Here is a 680-nt window from a genome sequence, read left to right as displayed (position 1 = left end):
CTGAAAAGAGAATTTATGAATCCGCGTATATAGGTGTGTTGCAGACGACCTCGACTTATATCGTCAAACCATTAATGACGGTGCGGAACAAAGCCTTCCGGAGCTTCCGCACCTGCAGGCAGGTCAAATGTGTCGCGCAGAACGACTTTGTAGAACGCAAATGCATCTTTTGCACCTTGAATCGCTTCGGCTTCAGCTTCAGGACTTAAACCCAAAGCATTCAGATGCTCGACAAACGCACGCCAATGTTTGCCGCGGCCGTTCGGATGGGGGGCGAGGTGGCGCGCGCCGTGTTCGCCGGTGTAATCCAGTTTTTGCGCGTGTTTAAACAAAAATGCTGCGCCCAAATTGGAACCTTCGGCGCAATACAGCCAACCGATGGCTTTGTTGCCGGTTTCATGTGGCAACGGTTTACCGTATTCGTAAGGTTTGTCGCCCAAATCAGCCAAGTCTTGCGTTACCGCGTCGTAACGCGCCATGTATTCCAGCTCAGGAATGGCTTTGTTCAACTCGGAGTCTTTATAAATATGATCGACCGCTTTGTGGAACACTGATTGCAGTTTCAAAAATTTGATGTAATTCTCTTTGTTGGTAAACGGCTCGACAGACATAACCAAGTTGTCCACGCTATCGTGAATAGTTGTAGTTTGCTCTTTCAGCCGTTTGGCAAAAGTCAGCTC

1 protein-coding gene is annotated in these 680 nt (G+C 48.7%); it reads right to left on the bottom strand.

Going from position 1 to position 680, the window contains the following annotated elements; genetic code table 11:
- Positions 1 to 71: 71 nt before the first annotated feature.
- Positions 72 to 677, bottom strand: a complete 606-nt coding sequence (locus ACTHUM_RS16945) for a biliverdin-producing heme oxygenase (RefSeq protein ID WP_440403549.1) — start codon at positions 675 to 677, stop codon at positions 72 to 74.
- Between the last annotated feature and the right edge of the window lie 3 nt (positions 678 to 680).

This window comes from Neisseria sp. P0021.S006 (assembly GCF_051956895.1).
Note: the sequence above shows the minus strand (reverse complement) of the source record. Positions and strands in the feature narration are given on the sequence as shown.